This window comes from Formivibrio citricus (genome assembly GCF_900115065.1).
In the GTDB taxonomy this organism is placed as follows: domain Bacteria; phylum Pseudomonadota; class Gammaproteobacteria; order Burkholderiales; family Chitinibacteraceae; genus Formivibrio; species Formivibrio citricus.
In genome coordinates, this window is record NZ_FOVE01000008.1 from 91,051 (window position 1) to 113,021 (window position 21,971).

Annotated in this window: 17 protein-coding genes; 12 read left to right on the top strand and 5 right to left on the bottom strand. The window is 60.5% G+C overall.

The features are described 5' to 3' along the window. Positions 1-3: 3 nt before the first annotated feature. Positions 4-1,065, bottom strand: coding sequence for a histidinol-phosphate transaminase (gene hisC / locus BMZ36_RS06950; protein WP_091193504.1), 1,062 nt, complete (start codon positions 1,063-1,065; stop codon positions 4-6). Between the two features lie 172 nt (positions 1,066-1,237). On the opposite strand from hisC, the gene BMZ36_RS06955 reads away from it, so the two are divergent. The 6 genes from BMZ36_RS06955 to corA all read left to right on the top strand — a co-directional run bounded on the left by BMZ36_RS06955 (position 1,238) and on the right by corA (position 9,007). Further along, complete coding sequence (locus BMZ36_RS06955; RefSeq protein ID WP_091193389.1) at positions 1,238-3,127, top strand: potassium transporter Kup; 1,890 nt, start codon at positions 1,238-1,240, stop codon at positions 3,125-3,127. A 165-nt stretch (positions 3,128-3,292) separates the two neighbouring features. Continuing rightward, complete coding sequence (locus BMZ36_RS06960) at positions 3,293-4,588, top strand: aminodeoxychorismate synthase component I (RefSeq protein ID WP_177187814.1); 1,296 nt, start codon at positions 3,293-3,295, stop codon at positions 4,586-4,588. Beyond that, on the top strand, positions 4,585-5,421 hold the full coding sequence (gene pabC / locus BMZ36_RS06965) for an aminodeoxychorismate lyase (protein ID WP_091193394.1): 837 nt from the start codon (positions 4,585-4,587) through the stop codon (positions 5,419-5,421). Before BMZ36_RS06960 ends, pabC begins: the two co-directional genes overlap by 4 nt. A 73-nt stretch (positions 5,422-5,494) precedes the next feature. Continuing rightward, positions 5,495-6,151 carry a ribose-5-phosphate isomerase RpiA gene (rpiA, locus tag BMZ36_RS06970; RefSeq protein WP_091193398.1) on the top strand — a complete coding sequence of 219 codons (657 nt, stop codon included), beginning with the start codon at positions 5,495-5,497 and terminating at the stop codon, positions 6,149-6,151. A gap of 301 nt (positions 6,152-6,452) precedes the next feature. Beyond that, a complete protein-coding gene (gene ppx / locus BMZ36_RS06975) occupies positions 6,453-7,949 on the top strand; it encodes an exopolyphosphatase (protein WP_091193405.1) in 1,497 nt (498 codons plus the stop codon). Further along, positions 7,898-9,007: a magnesium/cobalt transporter CorA gene (gene corA / locus BMZ36_RS06980; protein WP_091193512.1), complete on the top strand. Its 1,110-nt coding sequence runs from the start codon at positions 7,898-7,900 to the stop codon at positions 9,005-9,007. The genes ppx and corA overlap by 52 nt, the downstream gene beginning before the upstream one ends. Before the next feature lie 424 nt (positions 9,008-9,431). On the opposite strand, the gene BMZ36_RS06985 is transcribed toward corA, so the two are convergent. Continuing rightward, positions 9,432-10,055, bottom strand: a complete 624-nt coding sequence (locus BMZ36_RS06985) for a LysE/ArgO family amino acid transporter (RefSeq protein ID WP_218142653.1) — start codon at positions 10,053-10,055, stop codon at positions 9,432-9,434. 100 nt (positions 10,056-10,155) lie between these two features. Between BMZ36_RS06985 and BMZ36_RS06990 the strand changes: the two genes are divergently transcribed. Next, entirely contained in the window at positions 10,156-11,052 is an 897-nt protein-coding gene (locus BMZ36_RS06990; protein ID WP_091193412.1) for a LysR family transcriptional regulator ArgP, read from the top strand. Positions 11,053-11,697: 645 nt separating this feature from the next. On the opposite strand, the gene BMZ36_RS06995 is transcribed toward BMZ36_RS06990, so the two are convergent. Then, positions 11,698-12,609, bottom strand: a complete 912-nt coding sequence (locus tag BMZ36_RS06995) for a LysR substrate-binding domain-containing protein (protein ID WP_091193417.1) — start codon at positions 12,607-12,609, stop codon at positions 11,698-11,700. 204 nt (positions 12,610-12,813) lie between these two features. On the opposite strand from BMZ36_RS06995, the gene cuyB reads away from it, so the two are divergent. Both cuyB and BMZ36_RS07005 read left to right on the top strand, forming a co-directional pair. Beyond that, positions 12,814-14,274: a cysteate racemase gene (gene cuyB, locus BMZ36_RS07000; RefSeq protein WP_091193420.1), complete on the top strand. Its 1,461-nt coding sequence runs from the start codon at positions 12,814-12,816 to the stop codon at positions 14,272-14,274. Positions 14,275-14,481: 207 nt separating this feature from the next. After that, positions 14,482-14,646 carry an HP1242/YdcH family protein gene (locus BMZ36_RS07005; protein WP_308417364.1) on the top strand — a complete coding sequence of 55 codons (165 nt, stop codon included), beginning with the start codon at positions 14,482-14,484 and terminating at the stop codon, positions 14,644-14,646. Positions 14,647-14,830: 184 nt separating this feature from the next. Here the strand turns inward: BMZ36_RS07005 and BMZ36_RS07010 are convergent, their stop codons facing one another. Both BMZ36_RS07010 and aspA read right to left on the bottom strand, forming a co-directional pair. Beyond that, on the bottom strand, positions 14,831-16,102 hold the full coding sequence (locus BMZ36_RS07010) for a dicarboxylate/amino acid:cation symporter (protein WP_091193428.1): 1,272 nt from the start codon (positions 16,100-16,102) through the stop codon (positions 14,831-14,833). 113 nt (positions 16,103-16,215) lie between these two features. After that, on the bottom strand, positions 16,216-17,652 hold the full coding sequence (aspA, locus tag BMZ36_RS07015; RefSeq protein WP_091193432.1) for an aspartate ammonia-lyase: 1,437 nt from the start codon (positions 17,650-17,652) through the stop codon (positions 16,216-16,218). A 449-nt stretch (positions 17,653-18,101) separates the two neighbouring features. Here aspA and BMZ36_RS07020 point away from each other — a divergent pair, with 449 nt between their 5' ends. From BMZ36_RS07020 to BMZ36_RS07030, 3 genes are all read left to right on the top strand, one after another. Continuing rightward, positions 18,102-19,061, top strand: a complete 960-nt coding sequence (locus tag BMZ36_RS07020; protein ID WP_091193435.1) for a LysR family transcriptional regulator — start codon at positions 18,102-18,104, stop codon at positions 19,059-19,061. 129 nt (positions 19,062-19,190) lie between these two features. After that, positions 19,191-20,273 carry a type II asparaginase gene (locus BMZ36_RS07025; protein WP_091193439.1) on the top strand — a complete coding sequence of 361 codons (1,083 nt, stop codon included), beginning with the start codon at positions 19,191-19,193 and terminating at the stop codon, positions 20,271-20,273. A 153-nt stretch (positions 20,274-20,426) separates the two neighbouring features. Further along, entirely contained in the window at positions 20,427-21,935 is a 1,509-nt protein-coding gene (locus BMZ36_RS07030) for a fumarate hydratase (protein WP_091193516.1), read from the top strand. Positions 21,936-21,971: the final 36 nt, after the last annotated feature.

Genomic DNA, 21,971 nt, shown 5'->3' on the forward strand with positions numbered 1-21,971 from the left:
CGGTTACCCCAGGATTTCCCGCAGCGCTTCCACCAGCGCCGCGCATTCCGCCGGTGTGCCAATGGAAATACGCAGATGTTGCGCGATGCGTTCGGGCTGCTTGAAATGGCGCACGATGATCGCACGCTCGCGCAGTCTGCCGGCAAGCTCCGCGGCATCGCGCTGCGGATGGCGGGTAAAGATGAAATTGGCCGCCGATGGAATGGTTTCGAAACCGAGCTCGGCCAGATCGTTGGTCAGTTTTACCCGGCTGGCAATCACCGCGTTGCGCGTCCCTTCGAAATACACCACATCGTCGAATGCCGCAGCAGCACCTGCCTGCGCCACGCGGTCGAGCGGATACGAGTTGAAGCTGTTCTTCACCCGCACCAGCGCCTCGATCAGCTCCGGAGCTCCCATCGCCAGACCCACGCGCAAACCGGCCAGCGAGCGCGATTTGGATAGCGTCTGCACCACCAGCAGGTTCGGATACTTGCCGATCAGCGGCACCGCCGTTTCGCCGCCGAAATCGACATAAGCCTCGTCGACGACCACGGGCTTGTCCGGATGTTGCCTGAGCAAGGCTTCAACCGCCTCCAGCGGCAACAGGCGCCCGGTCGGCGCGTTGGGATTGGGGAAGATGATCGCACCACAATCGCCGGAGTAATCCTCGATGCGGATCGAAAAATCGTCGGCCAGCGGCACGGTGCGGTAGTCGATGCCGAACAGCTTGCAGTACACCGGGTAGAAGCTGTAGGTGATGTCCGGAAACAGGAGCGGCGCATCGTGCTTGAGCAGCGCCGGAAAACTCAGCCCCAGCACCTCGTCCGAACCGTTGCCGACGAACACGCATTCTTCCGGGATGCCGTAGTAGCGGGCCACAGCCGTCTTGACCGGGCTGCTCTCGGTATTGGGATAGAGACGCAGCGCATCGCCCACTGCGGCCTGCATCGCAGCCACCGCCTTGGGCGAGGGACCGTAGGGGTTTTCGTTGGTGTTCAGCTTGATCAGGTTGTCGATCTTCGGCTGCTCCCCCGGAACGTAAGGGGTCAGCTCGCGGACGATGGGGCTCCAGAACTGGCTCATGACAGGCATCTTTTCGAGATAGGCATATCCGGCCATTCTACCAAAGAGCGCTTCGTGGCCGGCAGACAAAATCCAACACTCCGGCCGCATGAATTCAAGAAAAAACCGTAAGGCATGAACCGGACGGCTATAATTCGTTTCCTTTGCAAGGCTGCATCATCGGATTCCTTTCATGAGCTCACCGTCTGCTTCACACAGCGCCCAATCTGGCTTGATCCTGGCTGCCTTGGGGGTGGTATTCGGCGATATCGGCACCAGCCCGCTTTATGCACTGAAAGAGTGCCTGATTCACATCGGTGGCCAGACCCCGTCTCCCGGACAGATTTTCGGCATCCTGTCGCTGATGTTCTGGTCGATCATGATGGTGGTGTCGTTCAAATACCTTTCCGCCATCATGCGCGCCGACAACAAGGGCGAAGGCGGTATTCTGGCCCTGATGGCGCTGGCGCAACGCGGGATGCCCGCCTCGAGCAAGCGCTCAAAACTCATCATGATCATGGGCATCTTTGGCGCGGCACTGTTCTACGGCGACAGCATGATCACCCCGGCGATTTCCGTGCTTTCGGCCTTCGAGGGGATCAGCATCATTTCGCACCGGCTGGACGCCTACATCATTCCGTTGACCATTGGCGTTCTGGTCGCGCTTTTCCTGCTGCAACAGCGCGGCACGGCGGTCGTTGGCAAATTGTTCGGGCCGATCATGGTGCTCTGGTTTGCCACGCTGGCCACGCTGGGCATCATCAGCATCGCCCAGACACCTGCCGTACTGCAAGCGCTCAACCCGTGGCACGCCGTCGCCTTCTTCGCCGCACACCCCTTCCTGGCCTTCACCGCACTGGGCTCGGTCGTGCTGGTCGTGACCGGCGGCGAGGCGCTGTATGCCGACATGGGTCACTTCGGGAAAAGCCCGATCCGCAAGGCCTGGTTCCTTGTCGCCCTGCCAGCGCTTTCACTCAATTATTTCGGCCAGGGCGCGCTCCTGCTGCGCGATGCTGCGGCAATCAAGAATCCTTTCTTTCTGCTGGCTCCCGAATGGGCCATGATCCCGATGGTGATCCTGGCTGCAGCTGCGACCGTAATCGCGTCGCAAGCGGTCATTTCCGGTGCATTCTCGGTCACCAACCAGGCCGTTCACCTCGGCTATTGCCCGCGCATGGGCGTGCACCACACCTCCGAGCATGAAATGGGCCAGATCTACGTTCCGCAGATCAACTGGTTCCTGCTCGTCGCCGTCGTCTTGCTCGTCATATCGTTCAAATCGTCGAGCAATCTGGCTTCGGCTTATGGCTTCTCGGTTTGTGCCACCATGGTGATCGAAACCGCGATTGCCCTGACCGTGCTGGGTCGAGGCGTTGCCGGTTCCTTGCGCTGGCTGGTCTACGGTGCGCTCGCCACCTTCCTGCTGGTCGATGTGGCCTTTCTTTCTGCCAACATGTTCAAACTGCTCGACGGCGGCTGGTTCCCGCTGCTGATCGGCTTGGTCATATTCGCTCTGATGACCACCTGGAAACGCGGTCGCTCCCTGCTCTCCGACAAGCTTCGCGAAGGCGAGCTGCCTCTCAAGGGCTTTGTCGAAAGCCTGGAAATGGCCCCCCCGCAGCGGGTTGAAGGCATTGCCATCTTCATGACCGGCAGCTCCGATTCCGTGCCGCACGCCTTGTTGCACAACCTCAAACACAACAAGGTATTGCACGAGCAGGTGGTTTTCCTGACCGTGCAGACTGCAGACGTACCTTATGTGGCACGTGAAGAACAGGTCGCGGTCAAGAAACTGGGCAAGACGTTCTACCAGGCTGTTGCCACCTATGGCTTCAAGGACGACGTGAGCGTATCCGAGGTTCAGGAACTGATTACCCAGCAGTATCCGGAACTGGAATTCGATCCGATGAACACATCGTATTTCCTGTCCCGTGAAACCATCGTCGAGGCAACGCGTCCGGCCCTGTCCTGGTGGCAGCGCCACCTGTTCTCGGTTATGTCGCGCAATGCGATGCGCGCCACCGCCTATTTCGGCATTCCACCCAACCGCGTGGTAGAGATGGGCATGCAGATCGAGATGTAATTCCAACTCCAGAAAGAAACGATACTTTGTCATCGGCGCTTGCCGTGCTACCTGCACTGTCTGCGCGCCTCTTCCTCGTCTCGTTTCTATCTGGAACTGGAATAACCTCCGGGTTGCCCCAACAACAACGCGGCCCTGCGCCGCGTTGTTGCTTATAATCCCGCCATGACGCAAATCCACACCCAATCGCTCTCCGCCGCGCCCGATCTGCTGGCGCTGCACGCTACACGGCGCGACCTGTTTCCGGCCCTGCTGCAATCCAGCAACACGGAAGGCTGGGACATCCTGTTTGCGCTGCCCGAAACGATGCGAATTTACCGCCACGACGAAGCCGCCCGCTTTCTCGACGATCTGGCCGCCCTGTCACGCAGCCCCGCCATCGACACTACCCTGCCCTTTTCCGGCGGCTGGCTGGTCTACGCCGGCTACGAGCTGCTGGAAAGATTCGAACCCAGCGTACCGGCCTGGCCCGACCCCGCGTTCCCGGTCGCGGCGCTGATCCGCTGCCCGGCAGCGGTGCTGGTCGAACGTGGCAACGGCAAGGCCACGCTGGTCGCGGAAACGCTGACGCTGCTCGAAGAACTGGAATCCGCACTGCGCGAAGCCCCGTCCTGGACACCGAACGCCGTGACCGTCGAAGAGATCGGTGAAGACGTGCCGCAAGCCTTCCTCGACGGTGTTCTTGCCTGCAAGCGCTACATCTACGAAGGGGACGTATTCCAGGTCAACCTTTCGCGCGGCTGGGATGTGAAACTCGCCGGCGGCAAGGCGGCAGACGTTTACGCCTGCCTGCGCCGCGCCAACCCGGCACCGTTTTCCGCGCTGCTCGACTTGGGCGAGATGCAGGTCGTCAGTTCTTCGCCGGAACGACTCGTGGAAGTGCGCGGCGACCTGATCCAGACCCGCCCGATTGCCGGCACCCATCCGCGTTCGACCGATCCCGCCGAGGATGCCGCGCTGAAACAGCAACTGATCGACACCCCCAAGGAGCGCGCCGAGCACATCATGCTGGTCGACCTGGAGCGCAACGATCTGGGCCGGCTGGCCGTTCCCGGCAGCGTAGAGGTCAACGAGCTCATGGCCGTAGCAACCTACGCCTTCGTCCACCATATCGAATCCAACATCCGCGCCCGCCTGCGCCCCGACATCAACGCCGCCGACATCCTGCGCGCGCTGTTCCCCGGCGGCACGATCACCGGCTGCCCCAAGGTACGCTGCATGCAGATCATCCGCGAACTCGAAGACCGCCCGCGGCTCGCCTATACCGGAAGCCTCGGCTACATCAACCGCGATGGCTCGCTCGATCTCAACATCCTGATCCGCACCTTCATGCAGACCGGCAACCACCTGTATTTCCGCGCCGGCGCCGGCATCGTGGCCGATTCCGATCCCGAACGCGAACTCATGGAAACGCGCCACAAGGCACGCGGCCTGCTGCGGGCGCTGGGAGTCGCCGGATGAGGCTCGTCAACGGACTCCCGGCCGATTCGCTGCCGCTCGCGGACCGCGCGATCCAGTTCGGCGACGGCGTATTCAGGACGATCAAGCTCGTCGATGGCGGGCTGGCTTTCTGGAAACGGCATTACACAAAACTCTGCGCAGATTGCGTCGCACTGGGAATCGTCCCGCCGGAAGAGACCGACGTGCTCGCCGATATCCGTACGCTGCTGAACCGCAGCGGCTGGCGCTCGGCCACCGTCAAGCTCATCGTCACGCGCGGCGAATCGGCACGCGGCTACGCCATCCCGCCGGACATTCACCCCAACCGCATCGCCCAGATCGCCCCGCTGCCAGCCTACCCGAGCAGCCTGTACCGCGATGGCGCCCGCGTGCGGCTTTGCAATGTTCGCGCCGGCTGGCAGCCGGCGCTGGCCGGCGTGAAACACCTCAACCGGCTGGAAAACGTGCTGGCGCGGCAGGAATGGTCCGATCCGGCCATCCAGGAAGGGCTGCTGCTCGACCGCGACGGCCATGTGCTTGAAGGCGTCATGAGCAATGTGCTGGTCAAGCTCGACGGCCAACTCGTTACACCGCTACTGGATGGCGGCGGCGTGGCTGGCGTGATGCGCGAAGTCGCGCTGGAGGCGGCGCGACGTCTGGGCTGGCCGGTTGCCGAACGCGCCCTGACGCTGGACGAGCTGCTACGCGCCGAGCGGGTGTGGCTGAGCAACAGCCTGATCGGGCTGGTGCCCGTCTCAGTCCTCGATGCACAGCGCTGGAACATCGACACCCATTGCGCACTGCATCATGAAATGATTCATTTTGAAAACAACGAGATGACTTGGCTGCTATAGTCGAAGTCATGCTCTGGCGGCCCCCTGCATACACGAGGCAGGTATAATCGCGCCAATCATTCGAGGAAAAACCATGACCCAGGACGAACTCAAGAAAGCCACCGCCGAAGCCGTCATCGCCTTCATCCCGGACAACTGCATCGTGGGCGTGGGCTCCGGTTCCACCGTCAACTGCTTCATCGACGCCCTGGCGAAGATCAAGGGCCGCATCGACGGCGCAGTATCGGCCTCGGAAGCCAGCTCGGCGCGCCTGAAGCAGCACGGCATCCGCGTATTCGACCTGAACGCAGTGGACCGCATCCCCGTCTACGTCGATGGCGCCGACGAGATCAACCACCAACTGCAGATGATCAAGGGTGGCGGCGCGGCGCTGACGCGCGAGAAGATCATCGCAGCCGTATCCGACGAATTCATCTGCATTGCCGATGAAAGCAAATACGTTCAGGTGCTGGGCAAGTTCCCGCTGCCGGTGGAAGTGATCCCGATGGCGCGCAGCCATGTGGCGCGCGAGCTCGTCAAACTCGGAGGTCGTCCGGCTTGGCGCGAGGGCGTCGTCACCGACAACGGCAACTGGATTCTCGACGTGCACGGCATGGCTATCGCCGAGCCGGTGAAACTGGAAACCGCAATCAACCAGATCGTCGGCGTGGTCACCAACGGCCTGTTCGCGCAGCGTCGTGCCGACCGGCTGCTGCTGGGCACGCCCGCAGGCGTGAAGGAATTCCGTTAACCAGTGACTTCGCCGGCTTTGCCGGCGAAATTGCGTTATTGATTCGGCCATCAAGCGCCGTTCGTGGCAAAGCGTGGGCAAGAAACAGTGCGCGGGACGCACTTGCTTCCCCCTTTACCAAAGGGGGATTGAGGGGGATTTCAGCAGTGCTGTTCATGCCTGCGCCGCAAAATCCCCCCTAGCCCCCATGCCCGCCCCTGATCCGGGAGCGAACGGATGGATGCAATAAACCCCGCTATTTGCTGGCCGACTCGCCAAACTCTGTTGACGTTTGACTTGCCATAGACACGAAAAGCCCGAAATGACCGACTTGCCCGTTATTGCCGCAGTAGACCTCGGCTCCAACAGCTTCCGCCTGCAGATCGCTCGCGTCACGCCCGGTGGCGGGCTGCTGCCGCTCGATACGATCAAGGAAACCGTGCGTCTGGGCGCGGGGCTCGACGAAAACAAGTTCCTCGGCATCGAAGCGCAGAACCGGGCACTCGACGCACTGTCGCGCTTTGCCGAACGCCTGCGGGGCCTGCCTCCGGAATCGGTGCGTGCGGTCGCCACCCACACCTTCCGCGTCGCAAGCAATGCCCAGGAGTTTCTGCCTGAAGCCGAGGCCGCGCTGGGCTTTCCCATCGAAATCGTGGCCGGACAGGAAGAGGCGCGCCTGATTTTCATCGGCGCCGCGCACAGCCTGCCGATGACCAAGGAAACCCGGTTGGTCGTCGACATCGGCGGCGGTTCGACCGAATTCATCATCGGCAACCGCACCAAGCCGCTGCGCGCCGAAAGCAAGCAACTGGGCTGCGTGACCTGGAGCCAGCGCTTCTTCCCGGACGGCAAGATCACGCCGGAGCGCATGGCCGCAGCCGAACTGGCCGCGCGCGGCAGCCTGCAGAACCTCGTCAACGAATTCCACAGCGGCCACTGGGACCGTGCCATCGGCACCTCGGGCACCGCCTCCTCGTTGTACGAATTGCTGGAACTCAACGATTACTCCCCCCAGGGAATCACCCCGGAAGGGCTGGACAGGCTGCGCCGTGCGCTGCTTTCGGCCAGGAGCGTCAACAAGATCGAACTCAACGGCTTGCGCGCTGACCGCCGCCCCGTGCTACCGGGAGGTTTTGCAATCATGGCTGCCATTTTCGACATGCTGAACATCCGGCAAATGGGCGTCACCGACGGTGCCCTGCGCGAAGGCGTGCTCTACGACCTCTTGGGGCGGCAAACCGACAAGGACGTGCGCGAGCAATCGGTGCTGCAATTCCTGCGCCGCTACCATGTCGACCAGGCCCAGGTCGCGCGCGTATCGCGCCTCGTACAGGAGCTTTTCGAACACCTGATGACGGAAAGCTCTGCGGAAATTTCCGAGCTCGCCCGCCATCTGGTCATGGCTTCCCGCTTGCACGAGGTGGGCATTTCCATCGCCCATTCCGGCTACCGGCGCCATTCCGCGTACATCATCCAGAATGCCGACATCCCCGGCTTCTCGCGCCGCGAGCAGGAACTGATGGCGCGCCTGGTGATTGCTCACCGGGGCCGGCTCACCAAAGTCAATCTGGGCGAATTCAGCCGCGAAGAGCGCGGTGCGCTGGCCTGCCTGCGCCTGGCGGTACTGTTCTGCCGCGCCCGCCAGGATGATCTGCCCGCCGTCATCGGCTTTCGGCGCAACGGACAGGAATACACGCTGGAGCTGGAACCGGGCTGGCTCGAAGCGCACCCGCTCACCTCTCACGTGGTCGCCGAGGAAATCAGGATATGGCAAGAAGTCGGAGTAACACTCAACGTCATCCCCGCCCCGCTGGCCTGAAAGTCTGGCCCAGCGCCGCCAAGGCCGGCTGCGCGCCGGGAACGTTGGTCTATGTCGGCGAGAACGAAGCCAGCGAAACGCTCGCCACCCTCATCGAATACGGCGAGGGCGAGAACGACTACCGCGAAACCACCTTCGCCTCGCTGGAAAAAGGGCGCACGTTCGAACCGCTCTACCAGACGCAATGGCTCAACCTGCACGGCTTGGGCAACGTCGACCTGCTCCAGCTTGTGGGCGAGCGTTTCCACCTGCACCCACTGGTCCTGGAAGACATCCTCAATACCGGGCAACGGCCCAAGGTCGACGTCTATCCGCGCTACCTCTTCATCACGACGCGCCTCGTGCACGTCAGCCCCGAGGGCGAGATCGGCAGCGAGCAGATCTGCATCATCCTGGGCGCGCATTACGTACTGACCATCCAGGAAAAGCCGACCGGAACCTTCAATAGCATCCGCGACAGCCTGAAAAGCACCCAGGCGCAGATCCGCAAGCTGGGCGCCGATTACCTCGTCTATGCGCTGCTCGACAAGCTGGTCGACCGCTATTTCAGCGTGCTGGAAGTGCTGGGCGAATGCATCGAAACGCTGGAAGAAGAAATTTCCACCGGCCCGAAACCCGAACACCTGCACCGCATCCAGAACCTGCGCCGCACGCTGCATTACCTCAAGCGCGGGCTCTGGCCATTGCGTGAAGTTATCAACACCCTGCAACGCGACGAAGCCGACCGCTTCCACCCCGAGACCCAGCTCTACCTGCGCGACGTCTACGACCACACCATCCAGTTGATCGAAAGCGTGGAAACCCTGCGCGATCTGGTAAGCGGACTGCAGGACACCTACCTGTCATTGCAGACGCACCACACCAACATGCAGATGCGCATGCTGACCGCGATCACCACCGTGTTCATGCCGCTGACGCTGATCGCCGGCATCTATGGCATGAACTTCAAGTTCATCCCGGAACTGGAATGGCACTGGGGATTTTATGCGGTGCTGGGCGCAATGCTCGTGATCGGTAGTTCGCTGGGGCTGTATTTCCGCAGGCGGAAGTGGTTCTGATCCTCTCTCACCGCGGGGAATGGAGTAGAGCAAGAAGCCTGGCCGTTGCGCGTGGGCCGAGACGAGGGACGTAAGTCTGGCACGGACTCATTGCCACCAGATACCCCCTGCGAAGAAAGCCCGATGTAGGGCTAATGCCGTTACTGAAGGATTTATGCGCCTGCGGCGCGGGATTTACAGCCGGTTCCGACCGGCAGGCGGGAAAGGGATTTGTCTCGCCAAATCCCCTTCACCCCTAGGCGAGCCCACTCCGGCGCCCCTACAGGGTTCCCTGCGATGCTCGCAAGACGCGGCGGCTGCGCAACTCGGCCTGCGGCCTCAGACAGTGCTCGCCGAATTCCCGCGCCTTGCTGTGCTTCTCAGCGCCTTCCAGGGCAGGACGTGCTGCAAACAGCGCTGATCAAGAAAATGCCGTTTGCTTGGCTTAAAAACCATTGACGACATGGCGCACCAGCACAGCTGCCAATACCCACATGGTCAGGCCGATCAGCCCGTCCAGAATCTGCCAGGCCTTGGGTTTGGCAAAGAAAGGTGCCAGCCAGCGCGCGCCAAATCCAAGAATCCCGAACCAGCACAGGCTGGCCGTGCTGCCCCCCAGCACGAACCATCCGCGCAGTTGTGCGGGCTGTTGGGCACCGATGCTGCCGATCAAAAGCACGGTATCCAGGTAAACATGCGGATTGAGCAGCGTAAAGGCCACTGCTTGGGCCATCGCCGCGCCACGGCTAAGGCCTGCCTCGCCTTTGGCGGCCTGCAATTGCTGAGAATATCGCGCCCGGCGTAGCGCCTGCAACCCGTAGAAAGCCAGGAACGCGGCACCGGCCAGCGCCAATACGCGCGCCAGGCCGGGGTTATTTCCCAGCGCCTGCGCCATGCCCATGACCCCAGCCATGATCAGCACGGCATCAGTCATGGCACAGAACAGCACGATGCTCCCCACATGCTCGCGGCGCAGCCCCTGGCGCAGCACGAACGCATTCTGCGCGCCAATCGCAATGATAAGGCTGAAGCTCAGAACCAGACCCTGAACAAAAACAGGGAAATACATTGACATGCGCTCCAGGAAACGAAGGGAACGCCAAGATTGCCTGCCCTCTCAAATGAAGACAAACTATCGTTACTAAATCAACTTTAGAAAAACTGAACCAATGCTGGACTATGCATCCCTTTTCGCAATGGCTGCCGTCATCCGTGAAGGCAGCTTCGAGCGCGCGGCCCGCGCACTCAACGTGACGCCATCGGCCATTTCACAGCGCATTCGGCTGCTGGAGGAACGCGTCGGATGCGCGCTGGTGGTGCGCGAACAGCCTTGCCGCGCCACGGAAATGGGGCGACGCCTGTGCCAGCATGTCGACCGTGTGCGCCTGCTCGAACAGGAACTGCAAGAAGCGCTGCCGACGCTCGCGCCGGAGGGGCTCGTCAGGGTGACCTTGCCCGTTGCGGTGAACGCCGACAGCCTCGCCACCTGGTTCGCGCCCGCGCTGGCCGGATTCGCCGCCGAAGCCCCCGTGCTGATGGAGGTCGCCGTGGACGACCAGGACCATACTTCGGAATGGTTGCGCAGCGGCAAAGTGCTGGCCGCCGTGACCGCCTCGGCCCGCCCGACCGCCGGCTGCAACAGCCAGCCCCTGGGCGCGATGCGTTACATGGCCGCCGCCAGCCCGGCCTTCATGACGCGTTACTTCGGAAACGGGGTCGGCGCCGGCAACCTGACTCGCGCACCCAGCCTGCTCTTCAACACCAAGGACGAGTTGCAGACGCGCTGGGCGCATCGCTTGTGTCATCGGCATGTGGAATTGCCCCGCCACTCGCTGCCGTCGTCGCAAGCGTTCGTGACCGCAACACTGGCCGGCATGGGTTGGGGGATGCACCCCGAAGCGTTGATTGCCCCGCACCTTGAGGACGGCTCGCTCGTTGAACTGGTTCCGGGCACCCCGCTGGACGTGCCGTTGTACTGGCAGCACGCGCGGGCCGCATCGGCCCTGCTCGACGGCCTGACCCGCCAGATTCTGGCCGCCGCACATTCCGCGCTGATCGCGTGCTGACTCAAGATTGCGGCATCAGGTTCGACGTAAATCCCCTCATAACTGCAATGTTGTTCACTTAAGGATTTTTATGCGCCTGCGGCGCAGGGTTTACAGCCGGTTCCGCCCGGCATACGGGAAAGGGATTTGTCTCGCACAATCCCCTTCACCCCTAGGCTCTGTTGACGTTGGTTACAAATCTGCGTTTGGGGTAGTTCGAGATGGATTTCAAGGCGCAAAGCGCGCCGCAATACGGGTATTGCAAGCGGTTTGCAACGCAGAAAGCCGCTCGAAATATCCCAAACCCGAAGGGCTGGGCCGGAAAAACGCCATTCACTGCGTTATGCGCCTTGAAAATAACCGGTTATTGTCTGCGTCGCATGCCTTGTGACTGGCCATTTTCCGGCCCAGCGCAGATTTGCAACCAACGTCAACAGAGCCTAGGCAAGCCCACTCCGGCGCCCCTGCGGGGTTCCCTGCGATGCTCGCAAGACGCGGCGGCTGCGCAACTCGGCCTGCGGCCTCAAACAGTGCTCGCCGAATTCCCGCGCCTTGCTGTGCTTCTCGGCGCCTTCCAGGGCGGAGCGTGCTGCATGCAGCGCTGTTCAAGAAAAATGCCGCTCACTTTTCTTAAGTGAACGGCATTACCCCCATAACTGAGTATGGTTAGCCGCGGCTACCATCACCCACAAGCGAACTCCAAAGCTCCTGCAAGGTGGGATTGGCATTGTGCTTGGCGCGATAGGCGCGAATCTCCAGTTGGGTCTGCCACTCCTCTCCCCCGACCTTGGCCAAGAGGCCTGACCGCAAGGCATCTGCCGCAACGCTTTCCGGCAGCCATGCCACACCGTAGCCCTCCTTGGCCATGTTCATCAGCAGCATGGCCATATCCGCTTCGTAGCAGCGCTCAAGCGCCACCTGCCGGGAAGATTGCTTGTGGATGAATTCGACCACGCGCCCGAGGAAAGAGGTTGCGGTGTAGGCCAGATAAGGTACGGGCTGTTTTTTCCGCCCGGTGAGATCGAATGCCGGCATGCCGGAGGCCAAGGGCGCAGAAACCGGTATGAACGCCTCGCGCCCCAGGATCAGGCAATCGAACTTGTCCCGGTCAAGCAGAATGGGTGCGCTGGGGTGGTGGTAACAGAACATCAGGTCGCAACTGCCTTCGGTCAGGGCCATGACGGCGTCCAGCACGTTTTCGGCGACCACGCGCGCGTTGAAATGCCCGTGCCATTGCTGGAACTGTTTCATCCACTTCGGCAGAAAGGTCATCGATAGCGAATGCCCGGCCCGTATCTGGATTGCCCTGCCCGGCATGCGGGTTTCCTGGCGAATATCGGCACGGGCATCCAGCAGGGTTTTCAAGGCCTCGCGCCCTTCTTCGCAAAAAAACAGCCCGGCTTGCGTCAGCTCCAGCGGGTAGGTGCCGCGATGGACCAGCTCGGCACCGACCCAGTCTTCCAGCGAACGGATGCGCCGCGACAAAGCCGACTGGGTGATATGGCGCAATTCCGCCGCGCGGGAAAAGCTTCGCGTATCCGCCAGAGCCAACAAATCGCCGATCCATATCAAATTCATATGCATTCTTCCCTGAATTTTGCAAACCGCTGCAGGAACACGTAAAACAATTATATAAAAATCATGTGGTTAAAAGCACATGGAAACTATTCCATTATCGCATATGCACATGAGCCATCCTCATCAACCCGCCAACGATACGCCTCTAGAATTTGATTTCTCCTTTTCATTTTCGATACCTCCAGCGTATCCAGGACACTCATCATGCACACCAGAACTTTGGGCATTATCGGCGGGCTGGGCGATTTGGCTGCCGCCGACATTTTCACCAGGCTGCTGAAATCGCGCCCGCACGTTGCTGCGTCGGGGTTTCAGGACTTTCTGCTTGAACAACACCCGTTCCGCAACGCCGGTTCGGCGCTAAGAAACGACTGCTCCCTGACCTCGCGCAAGCTGTATGTGTTCCAGGTTTGCCAATCGTTTGCCGAGCGCCATGTCGACGCGATCCTTCTGCCTTGTTTTGCCAGCCACACCTTCCGGGATGAAATCCAGACGGAGCTTGAGGTGCCATTGCTCGACATGATGGAAGCGCTGGAACGCCATATTGCCAAACGGGTCATGCCCGGAAGCACGCTGGGAATCCTGACTTCGGATTGCGTTCGCCAATCCGGTCTGTTCGAAAAGTATTTCGGCGCACGGTATTCGCTGGTCTACCCCGCCCCCGAACAGCAGGCGGTCCTCATGGATTGCATCTATGGCGATCAAGGCGTTCAGTCCGGCCAAACCGAAGGCCGGGCAATGGACCAGGCCAGGCAGGTATGCCGGCATCTACTGGAACAGGGCGCCGACCTGCTGGTACCGGGCTTTACCGAGCTCTCGCTACTGGCTTCCGGCCTGCAGCAGCAGGGCATCGACCTGCCGAACTGCAACGAGATTTACGCCGAATTCGCGCAGCATTTTTCCGCTTCAGCCATGCCGGCCCCGTTCAGGCTCGGGATCGTGGGCGGCGTAGGCCCGGCTGCTACGGTGGATTTCATGAACAAGATCATTCGCAACACGCCCGCAGGTTGCGATCAGGACCATATCAAGATCGTGGTGGAACAGAACCCCCAGATTCCTGACCGGACAGCCTGTCTTGTCCATCACAAAACCGATCCAACCGTTGCGCTGCTGGCCGCCTGCCGGCGACTCGAAGCCGCGGGCGCGCAAGCCATTGCGATCCCCTGCAATACCGCACACGCTTTTGTCGGCGCAATCCAGCCATCGCTTGAAATTCCGATCATCAACATGCTGCACGAAACCATCGCTTATATCGTGGATCAGCATGGCCAGGGCAAAACCGTCGGCTTGCTGGCAACCAGCGGCACCATCGCCAGCAAGGTATACCATGCAGTAGCCGAAGCGGCAGGGGTCCACCTCATCGCGCCCGCACCGGAATTCCAGCAGAAAGTGATGGATGCGATTTACAGCGAACACGGCGTGAAGGCCGGTTTTACCGATGGCCAATGCAAGACGGAGCTGGTCGAAGCCATCGCGCACCTCGCCGAATCCAGCGCAGAAATCATGATTTTGGGATGTACAGAGCTGCCATTGCTGTTGCAGCAAACGAATCGTTTCCCCGTTGGCGACAAGGTCGTGGCGTTGATCGACCCTACAGAAGTTCTAGCGCAAAAATGCGTGCGGCTGGCCAATGGCACGGAGCAGATTTCTCGGCCGAGGCCATGAACCGGCTTTTTCATTCGTCAACTTATGAACATAGACGTACTTGCCCGGTTTGGTGGTTTGCAAATAGCGCCGTTTGTCAGACTGTGATTTGCATGGCTGCGGCATGTCGGTCTACGGTGAAAATGTGAGCAACCCTTGTAAGGAGAGATTATGTTTCATGAGCACCGCGACCTGATCGCCCAACTTCGCAACGCAGACCGGCATTTCATGAGCCTTTTCGATCAGCACAACCAACTGGATCAAAAGATCAAAAACATGGAAGCCCGGATTGAAATAGCGACTCATGAAGAGATTGAAACGCTCAAAAAGATGAAGCTGGCACTTAAAGATCAGATCTACGGCATTCTGAAAAATGCCGAGGCGCAAGCATGACTTTTTGCAGTTTGTTGGTTTAAAGCCATTTCCCGGCCCGGCACTCGCCGGGTTTTTTGTTGCGGAGAAACAAGAGGCCAAGAACCGGCAGAAACGAATAATTCTGCCGACAAAGCAAACAAGGCCGCGAAATTCGCGGCCTTGTTTGTTTACTGAGAGGAAAACACCTTCAGCTAGGCTGCTTTCAGCACACCTTTTCTTCCAGATCCTTGTCTTCCGGAATGGTTTCGCCGAGCTGCCCTTCCCACTTGGCGACAACGGCGCAGGCGATGCTGTTGCCCACCACATTGATCGCGGTACGGCCCATGTCGAGGAACTGGTCGATGGCCATGATCAGCAACAGACCGGATTCCGGCAGGTTGAACATCGGCAGTACGGCAGCCACGACCACCAGCGAAGCACGCGCCACGCCGGCCATGCCCTTGCTGGAGACCATCAGCACGCCCAGCATCATCAGCTGTTGCGAGATCGGCATGTCGATGCCGTAGGCTTGGGCGATGAACAGGATGGCGAAGGACTGGTACAGCATCGAGCCATCGAGGTTGAACGAGTAACCGAGCGGCAGCACGAAGCTGGTCACGCGGTTGCTGGCGCCGAACTTTTCCAGTTGCTCCATGGTCTTCGGGTAGGCCGCTTCGCTGCTGGCGGTGGAGAAGGCCAGCAGGAACACGCTGCGCATCATCTGCATCAAGGTCATGACGCGGCGACCGAGGAACAGCCAGCCAGCGAAGATCAGGAACACGAACAACAGTACCAGCGCGATGTAGAAGGAACCGATCAGCTTGCCGTAGGTGGCCAGGACGCCCAGACCTTGCGTGGCGATCGCGGCGGCCATGGCGGCGAACACGCCAATCGGAGCAAAGCTCATCACGAAGTCGGTCACCTTGATCATGACGTGCACCAGTTCATCGGTGTACTTGGTGATGGTGGAGGCATGACCCTTGGGCAGCGAAGCGATGGCCAGACCGAAGAAGATCGAGAATACGAGGATCTGCAGGATCTGGTTGGTGGCAAATGCCGAGAACACGCTGGTCGGGAACACGTTCAACAGGAACTTGTTGAAGGTGAGGTTGGCCGTGGCAAGATTGGTGGCAGCATTGGCGGCCGGCAACGGCATGCCCAGACCGGAGCCCGGTTGCAGCAGGTTAGCCATGAGGCAACCCAGCAGCAAGGACACGATCGAAGCGGTGATGAACCACAGCAAGGCCTTGCCGCCGACGCGGCCCACGGACTTGCTGTCGCCCATGTTGGCGATGCCGGCGACAACGGTGCTGAACACCAGCGGGGCGATGATCATCTTGATCAGGCGCAGGAAGATGTCGCTCAACAGGGTGAAATAGCTGGCGATTTCCTTGAGCGCAGCGGGGCTGGGGGCCATGGTGTTGACGGCCCAGCCGGCGATGATGCCCAGGACCATGCCGATCATGATCCTGATGGTAAGTTTGTTTGCATTCACTTCAACTCTCCTTCAATCCTCGGTATTAAATTTATTGTTTCTCATACAAGCCTGCCCCCGTGCGAACCGAGGCAATCCGGTTCCGGATTGCCCTCGGCTCCGGGTCGCAGGACTTAACGAGCGGTATTGGCGACCTTTTGTTTCGCCAGCGGAACACACGGCCGCGTCAGCACTTCAGGCCGCAGAATTTCGGCGAGATCCTCAGCGCTCAGCAGCCCTTTCTCCAGCACCAGCTCGGATACGCCGCGGCCCGAGATCAGCGCTTCCTGCGCCACTTCGGTCGCATGGGCGTAGCCGATGTACGGATTCAGCGCGGTGACCACGCCAATCGAATCCGCCACGCTCTTGCGCAGCCGTTCTTCGTTGGCGGTGATGCCGGAGACGCAGAGATCGGCCAGCACACGGCAACCGCGAGAGAGGTGAGTGATGCTCTTGCCCAGGCTGTGCGCGATGATCGGCTCGAAGGCGTTGAGCTGGAGCTGGCCGGCTTCGGCGGCCATGGTCACGGTCATGTCGTTGCCAATCACTTCGAAGGCAATTTGGTTCACCACTTCCGGAATCACCGGGTTGACCTTGCCCGGCATGATGCTGGAACCAGCCTGGCGGGCCGGCAGGTTGATTTCGCCCAAGCCGGCACGCGGACCGCTGGAGAGCAGGCGCAAATCGTTGCAGACCTTGGAGAGCTTGACCGCGACGCGCTTCAACACGCCGGAGAGCTGCACGAAGCTGCCGCAATCCTGCGTGGCTTCGATCAGGTTGGGGGCGGTGATCAGAGGAATGCTGCTGATTCTGGCGAGGTGGTGGCGTACGCGCTCGGCATACTGCGGATGCGTGGTGATGCCGGTGCCGATGGCGGTCGCGCCAAGGTTGATCTCGCACAGCAGGCGGGAGGCTTCGCGCACGCGTTCGATGTCTTCTCCGAGCATGACGGCGTAGGTGGAAAACTCCTGGCCCAGCGTCATCGGCACGGCATCCTGCAACTGGGTGCGGCCCATCTTCAGGACATGCTTGAAATCTTCGGCCTTGGCTTCGAAAGCTTCGCGCAGGTAATCCATCGATTCGATCAGGCCCATCAGGCTGACGTAGGTCGAGAGACGCAGTGCGGTCGGGTAGACGTCGTTGGTCGACTGGCTCATGTTGACGTCTTCGTTCGGGTGCAGCTTGCTGTACTCGCCCTTCTCAAAGCCCATGATTTCCAGCGCGCGGTTGGCAATCACTTCGTTGGCGTTCATGTTGGTCGAGGTGCCCGCTCCGCCCTGGATCACGTCGATCACGAACTGGTCGTGCAGCTTGCCGGCAATCACTTCTTCACAAGCCTTGACGATGGCATCGGCTTTGTTCTGGTCCAGAAAGCCGAGTTCGTTATTGGCACGCGCTGCGGCCATCTTGATCTCGGCCAGCGCGCGCACTTGCTCCGGATAAATCGAAATCGGCGTGCCGGTAATGGGGAAGTTTTCCAGCGCACGCAGGGTATGTACGCCATAGTAGGCATCCGCCGGCACCATGCGATCTCCGAGAAGATCGTGCTCAAGACGTTCGTTTTTTTTCATGACTCGCTCCAATGTGTAGTTTCAAGACCTGCGACTACTTCCTTTTGCAGATGGCGCCACTTTAGAGCGGGTTTCTCCCCGTTTCGTACCGTCATACGAGAAATGCATAGGGTTATGCAAATAAAGACAACGCGTTGCTCCTGAAAATAAACCGCCCTATTCTGGCCTCGCTGCGGAGGCTCTGGACAGGTTGATTCCAGGTTGCCCTTGCCCTGGATGACTGCACCATCTACGGCAAAAGGCTTTTGGGAACAATCGCTTAACAGGCAACAGGATAACTCCTCGATCCGAAACGGGATCAACCTGAACACTTGACCGCTCGGTGTCATGGCTGAACGATCAGGGGAATGAACCAGAGCCTCCTTAAGCACATGTAGTCCATAATCAAAAACTACAAACGCCATTCTTGGATAATGGCGCCCTTCATAAAAAAACGGGGACAACACAACATGGACATCAGTTGGTTTGAAGATTTCGTATGCCTGGTAGAGGCTCGAGGCTTCTCCCAGGCCGCGCAGCGGCGCGGTGTATCGCAGCCCACATTCAGCCGCAGGATTCAGGCGCTGGAGGAGTGGCTGGGAACCGAGCTGATCGACCGCAGCGCTCAGGGCGTCCGCCTGACTTCTGACGGGCGGATATTCCATGCGTTCTCCGTAGAAATCCTGCACAAGATCAACGAAATGCGCGCCGTCCTGAAAGGGCACGGCCCCACCCATGCCGAACAGGTGCGCTTCTCGGTCGCACACACGCTGTCGATCACGAGCTTCCCCGCCTGGCTCAAGAAGCTGAAAGAAACTTTCCCCTTGCTGCAGGCCCACGTTACTGCAGTCAACGTACATGAGGCCGCGACCGCGCTCATGGATGGCAAAACCGATTTCGTGATGGTTTATCACCACCCGCAACTGCCCGTGATGAAGACCTCGCTCAGCTTTCCATACCTGACGCTTGGAAAAGACAGGGTCGTCCCGTGCTCCGGGGTCAAACCCGACGGCAGCCCGATTTTCAAATTGCCCGGAAGCTTCGAGAAGCCGCTCCCCTTCATGGCCTACGGTTCCGGGGCTTACCTCGCGCTGGTCGTGGAACGTATTTTATTGGGGGCCGGAAAGCCATGTTTCCTGGAACGCACTTCTGAAACCCACATGTCGGAAGCGCTGAAGGCCATGGTCGTCGAGGGGCACGGCATCGGCTGGCTACCGGAAAACTGCGCTCGCCGCGAGCTGACATCAGGACGGCTGGCCATAGCCGGCGACGCCAGCTGGACAACGGAAGTCGAGATTCGCCTCTACCGCGCAGCAGACAGCGACAGCCCGATGGTCAACAAGATATGGGATTACTTCTCGAAGCAATCCACCGACACTGCATCGCGCCCGGCAACAACCGGCGGTCTGCAGAAAAAAGAATTGCAGTAAGAGCCTGTTCGCGATCAGGCGCAAGAACATCGGTCTTGCCGCAAGCGAGCAGGTTCCAGGCAATAAGGGGGCATGCCATCCCCCTCTCATCGAAGTGTCATCTTTTATTAGAATGGAGGAGTTTGTACCATGGAAGTCAAAAACTGCATCAAGCCGTTGGCTGCACTCGGTGTCACCCTCTCGCTCGCTCTCAGCGGCGCGGCTTTCGCCGGTGAAGGCGGCAAGGCCAACATCGTGATCGTCGCCACGGGCGGCACCATTGCTGGCACTGCTGCGAGCGCCACCCAGACAGTCGGCTATACCGCAGCCAAGGTCGGCGTGGATCGCCTGATCGAGGCCGTGCCGGAACTCAAGAAGATCGCCAACGTAAAGGGCGAGCAAATCTTCCAGGTTGCCAGCGAAAGCATTACCGACGATCACTGGCTGAAGCTTGCCAAGCGCGTGAACGCCCTGCTGGCCAAGGATGACGTGGACGGCATCGTGATCACCCACGGCACCGACACCATGGAAGAAACCGCCTACTTCCTCAACCTCGTCGTCAAGAGCAAGAAGCCGGTGGTTCTGACCGGCGCGATGCGTCCCTCGACCGCGATGAGCGCGGACGGCCCGATGAACATCTACAACGCTGTTACCGTTGCCAGCAGCAAGGATGCCCACGGCAAGGGCGTGCTGATTTCGCTGAACGACCAGATCGGCGGCGCACGCTCGGTCACCAAGACCAACACCGTTTCGCTCGATACCTTCAAGTCTTTCGATCAGGGCTACCTGGGACTGATCGCCGGCGGCAACGTTTTCTTCTACAACGCATCGACCCGCAAGCACACCGCCGATACCGAGTTTGACGTTTCCAACCTGGACAAGCTGCCCAGCGTCGAAGTGGTTTACGGTAGCGCCAACGCCAACATGATGGCCGCCAACGCGCTCGTGAAGTCCGGCGTCAAGGGCATCGTGTATGCAGGCCCGGGCGACGGCAGCATGTCCAAGATCGTGAATCCGGGCATGGCCGAACTGCGCAAGCAAGGCACCTACATCGTTCGCTCCAGCCACGCCGGCAACGGCCCGGTGGCGCGCAACGGCGAGGCTGACGACGACAAGCTGGACTTCGTGGTCGCCGACAACCTGAATCCGCAGAAGGCCCGTATCCTGCTGCAACTGGCGCTGACCAAGACCAAGGATACGAAGCAGATTCAGCGCATGTTCTACACCTACTAAGAACCTCCAGGAACCTGTTCCGGCAAGTGGTTGACACCTGCCGGACAGGAATTGCACGAAACCGGCGTGGCGCAAGCCCTGCTGCCACGCCGGTGCATCAGATTGCATCGATATAAAAACACAGAAACTACGTTGTCCCAGCAAGGAAAAATCATGAGCGTTATCCGCCAGGAAGATCTGACAGAAAGCGTGGCCGCCGCGCTTCAGTACATCAGCTACTACCATCCGGTCGACTTCATACAGGGGCTGACCCAAGCCTACGAACGCGAGCAGAGCCCGGGCGCGCGCGATGCCATTGCGCAGATCCTGATCAATTCCCGTATGTGCGCGGAAGGCCGGCGCCCCTTGTGCCAGGACACCGGCATCGTCACCGTCTTCCTCGACGTCGGGATGAACGTGCGCTGGGAAGGCTTTACCGGCTCGCTGGAAGATGCGGTCAACGAAGGCGTGCGCCGTGCCTACACCCATCCGGACAACCCGCTGCGCGCCTCGGTATTGCGCGACCCGGCCGGCGAACGCAAGAACACGCGCGACAACTCGCCAGCCGTGATCTACACGCGCATCGTGCCGGGCGACACGGTCGAAGTCACCGTCGCGGCCAAGGGCGGGGGCTCCGAAGCCAAATCCCGCCTCGCCATGCTCAACCCGTCCGATTCGATTGTCGACTGGGTGCTGAAGACGGTTCCCACGCTGGGCGCAGGCTGGTGCCCGCCCGGCATCATCGGCCTGGGCATCGGCGGCACGGCGGACAAGGCCATGGTCCTGGCCAAGGAAGCGCTGATGGAGCCGGTCGATATCCACGAGCTGATCGCGCGCGGCCCGCAAAACCGCCTGGAGGAATTGCGCCTCGAACTGTACGAAAAGATCAATGCGCTCGGCATCGGCGCCCAAGGATTGGGCGGGCTGACCACGGTGCTCGACGTCAAGATTCTCGATTATCCGACCCATGCCGTGGGCCTGCCGGTCGCCCTGATCCCCAACTGCGCAGCCACGCGCCACGGGCATTTCGTGCTCGACGGTTCCGGCCCGGCTTACCTTGAGCCGCCTTCGCTCGAACACTGGCCGAAACTGACCTACGATGCCTCGTCCGGCAAACGGGTCAATCTCGACCAGATCACCAAGGAAGAAATCGCCACCTGGAAGCCCGGCGAAACCCTGTTGATCAACGGCAAGATCCTCACCGGGCGCGATGCGGCGCACAAGCGCATCACCGACATGCTCAACAAGGGCGAGCCCCTGCCGGTCGATCTGGCCGGCAAGTTCATCTACTACGTCGGCCCGGTCGATCCGGTCCGCGACGAAGTCGTCGGCCCGGCCGGCCCCACCACCTCGACGCGCATGGACAAGTTCACCGAACAGATGCTCTCCCAAGCGGGGCTCTTCGGCATGATCGGCAAGGCCGAGCGCGGCCCGGTCGCCATCGAGGCCATCAAGCGGCACCAGGCCGTTTACCTCATGGCCGTGGGCGGTGCGGCTTATCTCGTCTCGAAAGCCATCCGCCAGGCCCGCGTCGTCGCCTTCGCCGATCTCGGCATGGAAGCCGTCTACGAGTTCGAGGTCAAGGACATGCCGGTGACCGTCGCTGTCGATTCGCAGGGCACCTCGGTGCATGAAACCGGCCCCAGGGAATGGCAGGCAAAGATCGTGCAGATGGCACGCTGAGACAAAACCGAAAGTCGATTCCGTTCATCACCCTCT